This is a genomic window from Paenibacillus xylanivorans (genome assembly GCF_001280595.1).
Lineage (GTDB): Bacteria > Bacillota > Bacilli > Paenibacillales > Paenibacillaceae > Paenibacillus > Paenibacillus xylanivorans.
In genome coordinates this window covers 32,969-39,200 of the sequence record NZ_LITU01000033.1, presented here as the reverse complement: position 1 = coordinate 39,200, position 6,232 = coordinate 32,969, and the positions used below count along the sequence as shown (strand labels likewise).

The window sequence follows — 6,232 nt, the reverse complement described above, 5'->3', positions numbered from 1 at the left end:
AATGGGAATATGTTCTTGTCCCTCGACACGTGGACGTACTTTTGGGGGAACCATTATGTAAAACCTCCTCTTATCTCATGCTCTCTTCACATCTGTAGAGGAGAACTTTCAACTTTTGATCATACCACACGCATGTCAAGTCCCCCCCCTAAACGAAAGTAAAAGTCAATCCCCTTTATTTTTTTCAGTAAAGTTAAGAGGTTTCTTTCAATATCTATTGCATTAATTTAAAACATAATGTTTGATTGCATACTCTTTTCGGAGATGCTACTCTTCTACGGTCTCTCGAGAACCCCCAAATAAAAAAATAAAGTGTCGAGAAAGTCACTAAGACTTTCTCGACACTCTAAGGAACTGTAATCACAGTTCTTTAACATATATAAGCTACATTTCATCTAATATATCCAGTGAAGGGATTCGCTAACAATGATTTGTTACAATATCTGACGACTATCTTTAAGTAGAACATCGTGTGCACTACCCTCAACAATACTTGTAGAAGAAACTAATGTTATCTTAGCATTTTTTTGTAGTTCAGAAATTGTCAGGTAACCACAATTACACATTGTTGAACGTACTATGCTTAAAGAAAGTCCAACATTATCTTCTAAACTTCCTGCATATGGTACAAACGAATCAACTCCTTCTTCAAAAGAAAGTTTTTCGTCACCGCCTAAGTCATATCTTTGCCAATTTTTTGCCCTTGTACTTCCCTCTCCCCAATACTCCTTCATATAATTACCGTTTATATTCACTTTTTTAGTGGGGCTTTCATCAAATCGGGCAAAATATCTTCCTAACATTAGAAAATCTGCTCCCATAGCTAGTGCCAATGTAATGTGATAATCGTGTACAGTACCTCCATCAGAACAAATTGGTACATAGATTCCTGTCTCATTAAAATATTCATCACGAGCCTTCGCTACCTCAATTAATGCGGTAGCTTGACCTCTCCCTATGCCTTTTTGTTCTCGTGTAATACAAATTGCGCCGCCACCAATTCCTACCTTTACAAAATCGGCACCAGATTCAGCAAGGAAACGGAAACCTTCTTTATCAACTATATTTCCTGCCCCAATTTTTACAGTATCACCATAATTCTTCCGGACGTATTCAAGAACAATCTTTTGCCATTCTGTAAATCCTTCGGAACTGTCAATACAAAGAACATCTACTCCAGCTTGAAGTAATGCCGGAATTCGTTCAGCATAATCTCTAGTATTAATACCTGCACCAACCATATATCTTTTGGATTCATCAATCAACTCATTCTCATTTTTCTTATTAGTATTGTAATCTTTTCGAAATACCATAGAAATCAATCTTTGTTCATCATCAATGATTGGAAGACAATTTAATTTGTGTTCCCATATAATATTATTCGCTTCTTTTAATGTCGTATCTTTATTACCACAGATTATTTCTTCGAATGGTGTCATAAAATCTTTAACTTTAGTGTCTAAAGTCATCCGACTAACTCGATAATCTCTGCTAGTTATAATACCTACTAATTTACCTCTAGAACTTCCATCAATTGTTACTGCTACAGTGGAATGATTTGTCTTCTTCTTTAACATTAACAGTTCGTCTAAAGTACCTTCAGGAGATATATTAGAATCACTAACAACAAATCCAGCTCTATAACTTTTAACACGAGCAACCATTTGTGCCTGACTTTCAATAGATTGTGATCCGTAAATAAAAGAAAGTCCACCTTCTTTTGCTAAAGATATTGCCATTGTATCATCAGAAACAGACTGCATAATTGCTGATGTCATAGGAATTTTCAAAGACATAGGAGATTTATTTCCTTTTTTAAATTTCACTAAGGGTGTTTGTAAGCTAACATTTGCCGGTATACACTCTACAGATGAGTAACCTGGTATTAGTAAATACTCACCAAAGGTGCGCGATACTTCATTCAGATAAACTGCCATATTATTTTCCCCCTTGTTCTTGAGCTGTTTTTTCCATAAGTTTATATAGACCTTGATACAATCCCATAAGCATCTCATCATCGAAGTCAGTAAATAACTCCTCCATATACTGTTCTTCCTTCTTACCTCTTTCCAAGTAATATTCTTTACCCTTAGATGTTAAAGCAACACGCAAACTCCTTCTGTCAGTTTCATCTTTTCCTACTTTTGCAAAACCTTTTTTCTCAAGAATATTTATGATTTTTTTCACATTCTGACTCGAAGTACCGACAATTTGAGCAATATCTTTTAGGTTAAGAAAGTAATCATCATAAAGAGAAATATTCCACAACACAAAAGCTTGTTTTAATGAAAGATCCTTATATCTTCTATCGCCTAAAAGTTGCAAGCGGTTAGATAATGTGAAAATTGATCCATAAACATATGCTTTATGTGTGATTTTTTTTTCGATTGGAAGTTCCATTTTTTCACCCCCACAATAGGTAACTGGTTATGTATTAAAATATCTAACCAATTACCTTTTGTCAAGTAACTAAGAGGATACAAACGAAAGATTTAATAAGGAAAGTGATTTTTGCGGGGTGCCTGCGTCATTTCATTAACTTGTAATGATAGGAAATGAAATATAATTTCATTGCTTGAAAGTGTGCTGCCAACCGGGAACTACTCCTTGCTGTTTGAGTTAACGTTTCTCGTAAACTCAAACCATATTTTCCAGATATTTGTCGAATAAGGCTAATGAGTATTCCTTTTGAGAGATTAAATTTTCTGTAATCTGTTTAATTACTTGTTTATCGCGCAGCTCCAGTAAATCTGAAATCAACAGATCCTGTTTCCAGAACTTGAAGTTCCATTTAGAAAAACTAATATCCCTTGCTTCAATTTAATCATCCCTTCAAAAAATAATCATTGCGTATCTTTCAGATAACATTATATTCACAAAGTTCATAAAATTATCCAACTCAGAAAATATTCGAGAAACGATTGAAATATTCTGCCAGTTAGTTTAAATAATTAACAGGCAAAATAACGATTAGATATACGCCTAATCGGCAATAGGAACATGTTCTTGTCCAATACGGTAATCGGTACAAGTTCTTGTCCTTGGCTCGGGACAAGAACTTGTACCGATAAAATAAAAAAGCCGCTATAATAGCGACTTCAATGGGACCATGTTCTTGTCCCTCGACATATGATTGTACATTGACATAAAGTTCCTGTCGGAGGACAAGAACATGTACCCGTACCGATTGCCGTTCCCCCTTTCAGGGTCGTTTAACGAATAAAACACAAAAACCGTCGATCTTTTCAGATTAACAGTTTTCAAAAATTCAATTTTTTCACATATGTCTCGACTGTTTTTTGTAGCATCTTATTCTCATCACTTGGATTGTTCATGATAAGCATTGCAACTTTTTGTGGTGTGTACGATATTATCGACTGAATATCTCCTTTAGCACTTTCATGCTGATAGAGACATTTGAATTTATTAAGTATCGATTCATTTTTACTTAGATGATAATACTCAATGCTGCTGGAAGAACTGCTCTCATCAAAATTGTATTTAAAAGCAACACTGGGAAAAGACTGATCTCTCATGTTCTCAATTTCCTTCCAAGATGGTACACTAATTTCTTTACTCCTCTTCCCTGCAATCTCTAACCAAGTACAGAAGAAATTTTCACTGAACTGTATGACTAGTTTTTCAAGAATCCAGGAAAGTATCCTCGAATCAAGACTTTGAAGGGATAATGGCACGGACTTATATCGGATCAATGTTTCCTTCATTTGCACTGCGACTAAGACGCCAGAGAGTACACTCATCAGCCCAATGACCCCAATAGCCCAGTTATATCCCAGTGTATCCGCGATTATGCCCGAAATTAAGGCACCGACAACATATCCGCCATCCCGCAATAGACGATAGACACCCACTGCAGAGGCACGCCACGATGGGCCCGTTACATCTCCTATTGCTGCAATCAGTGTAGGATAAATCATAGCCGTACCCACGCCTGTCAATGCACCTGAAATCATCCACCATTCATAGATTGGAAAGAAAACCATGGAACACAATGCCACGCCTTGAAGCAACATTCCCCATACGATCAAAGGCTTACGTCCCCATAGGTCACTCAAATAGCCAGTGAATAGTTGCCCCACACCCCAAAATGCCGGAAAAATCATAGCCAGTAATGCAATCTGATGCATGCTCAGACCAGCTGAGGTAAAGACCACAGGCAGCAATCCCCATCTCAAACCATCGTTCATATTGTTGATAAGACCAGCTTGACTAATATTAAAAAGTGTTTTGTTTTTCCATGAGGTTTGAAGAAAAATTTCCTTGGCCGATGGCGGGGTGGGTTCTCCTTCCCCACTCGCGCGCATGGTTGCACTTTCGAGTAAAGCAAATGGCTTGGTTTCTTTGGCAAACATGATCGACATCATCAAACCGATCACAGAGAATGCAACCTGCCTAAATTAGAAGCATTCGTACAAGCATAAACATTTTTTAAGTTTTGAATTGAGACTTTAATCCAGTTCTTATAGGACAAGTTTCAAACGTACTGCTCTACAATAAGTTGTTATATAGACCTTTATGTAAATGTTACAAAACCGACATTCCTTTTTATGTGAATATATGGTATATTATGTATGTCCTCATATTTACAAATATAAGTTTAATAGTAAATAAAAAGGATACTGCTAGGTTTTACATACAAAACCCAAAAAAAGGAGACTTAAAAATGTTGAAAAAGTTAATTGCTGTTTCTTTAGTTGCTGCAATGGCACTTCCGGTAACTGGGGCTTTTGCATCGGATAATCCAACGGATAGAATTAGACCTCACACTCCGGTTGACTCAACGATCACAGTAGAGCAAGGAAACGACGAAGTTTCTATTATGGCTTACAGTTGGACAGTCAAAGTTGCTGCAAATGTTAGAAAAACTCCATCGCCAACGGGGGAATGGGTGGCAACAGTACCTGTAGGCTACAAATTTACGGGTCAGCATGGCGGTCAAGTTTGGGTTGTGAATGGACAAGAATGGGTCTATGTCTGGAACGACACCACTGGATTAAAAGGCTATATCTTACTTTCATCTCTTGAAGAGACTGGTTAATAGTTGATAATCCCTTGAATTTACAAAGACAAGAAAATTTAATTTTCCACTAAAATGGCATTACTAAAAAAGATCCTTTCGCAATGTAATTAAGCGGTTGGATCTTTTTCTGTTGAAAATATAACTGCGTATAACCTTGAGGGAAATTAACAGTTACCAATTCAAGAACCCAACTCCCCAATTCGGAGTATGGTTCGCTTCTATATCCTGGTGAGCAGCTAATAAGTGATAATCTTCCTTCACATTGGCTCTCTACTTTCAACATTACCATCAGATATATGACCCATAATTTGAATAATCTTGTATTAAATCCAATGACTCCGCAACTTTTGTATAGGTTGTAGCGTTTTTATAATATGTAGAAAATTTTAGAAAAATATCCCTCTCCATATTCGCATCTTTAAGAAACTTTAGTGAAAATTTGATACCGGCTAAGTTACATATATTGTGGATTAAAGTACGTAATCACAGGAAAAATAATATATATTATTGCAGAATGATGTCATATAGTAAGTAGTTAGTATTTTCAGCCTTTTAAACTATCTTCGGTTCGTGGGAGGTGATTGTTTCACTGTTTATTTGATTCCTTTCAGTTTCATATAGTATCATTTTAACTTGTTTGGGGTTGATGAGTTCAAATAATAGGTTAATTTCCTGTGATTCCTTTTCATAGATGAAGATCGTATTGTAACCTTGTCATTCCGTTATAAGTTTAGTACTACGTAAATTAAAACCGAGGTGTAAAATGAAGAAATCTATAATCATGTTACTATTTAGTGTATTGCTACTCTTTCTGATTCCAATGCATACACAAGCTGCTACAAATCAGACCAAAATTATTCTAGATGGCCAAGAACTAATTTTACCTATTGATGTTGAAGTCGTTAATGTCCGAAACAATATCATGATTCCAATCCGAGTAGTTGCAGAGAATTTAAAATTCAATGTGAACTGGGACCAAAAAACACAAAACGTGAATATCCAACAAGGATCTAATGCAATTTCATTAACCGTTGGAAAAGATCAGGCAAATGTTCAAAATAGCACCGTATCGCTTAACATTGCTCCGCAAATGATCAAGAATACAGTTGTCGTTCCCATACGTTTTGTTAGTGAAGAGATGGGTCTAAGAGTTGGCTGGAATAACAAAGCCAAGATTGTTACTCTAACTAG

5 protein-coding genes are annotated in these 6,232 nt (G+C 36.2%); 2 read left to right on the top strand and 3 right to left on the bottom strand.

From position 1 onward, the window contains the following. Positions 1 to 434 precede the first annotated feature (434 nt). The 3 genes from AMS66_RS03660 to AMS66_RS03650 form a co-directional block, all read right to left on the bottom strand. Entirely contained in the window at positions 435 to 1,937 is a 1,503-nt protein-coding gene (locus tag AMS66_RS03660) for an IMP dehydrogenase (RefSeq protein WP_053779496.1), read from the bottom strand. 1 nt (position 1,938) lies between these two features. Next, positions 1,939 to 2,400, bottom strand: a complete 462-nt coding sequence (locus AMS66_RS03655) for a MarR family winged helix-turn-helix transcriptional regulator (RefSeq protein WP_053779495.1) — start codon at positions 2,398 to 2,400, stop codon at positions 1,939 to 1,941. Positions 2,401 to 3,260: 860 nt separating this feature from the next. Continuing rightward, positions 3,261 to 4,373, bottom strand: a complete 1,113-nt coding sequence (locus AMS66_RS03650; protein ID WP_236703154.1) for an MFS transporter — start codon at positions 4,371 to 4,373, stop codon at positions 3,261 to 3,263. Between the two features lie 311 nt (positions 4,374 to 4,684). On the opposite strand from AMS66_RS03650, the gene AMS66_RS03645 reads away from it, so the two are divergent. Then, the gene (locus tag AMS66_RS03645) at positions 4,685 to 5,059 is read left to right on the top strand and encodes a hypothetical protein (RefSeq protein ID WP_053779493.1); all 375 of its coding nucleotides are present in this window, start codon (positions 4,685 to 4,687) and stop codon (positions 5,057 to 5,059) included. Positions 5,060 to 5,861: 802 nt separating this feature from the next. Next, positions 5,862 to 6,232 (top strand): copper amine oxidase N-terminal domain-containing protein (locus AMS66_RS33440; protein ID WP_236703153.1); only part of this gene is annotated, 371 nt, incomplete at its 3' end.

Coding starts and splice junctions, on each gene's coding strand:
- AMS66_RS03660 (WP_053779496.1), bottom strand. CDS start 1,937: ATGGCAGTTTATCTGAATGAAGTATCGCGCACCTTTGGTGAGTATTTA.
- AMS66_RS03655 (WP_053779495.1), bottom strand. CDS start 2,400: ATGGAACTTCCAATCGAAAAAAAAATCACACATAAAGCATATGTTTAT.
- AMS66_RS03650 (WP_236703154.1), bottom strand. CDS start 4,373: ATGTTTGCCAAAGAAACCAAGCCATTTGCTTTACTCGAAAGTGCAACC.
- AMS66_RS03645 (WP_053779493.1), top strand. CDS start 4,685: ATGTTGAAAAAGTTAATTGCTGTTTCTTTAGTTGCTGCAATGGCACTT.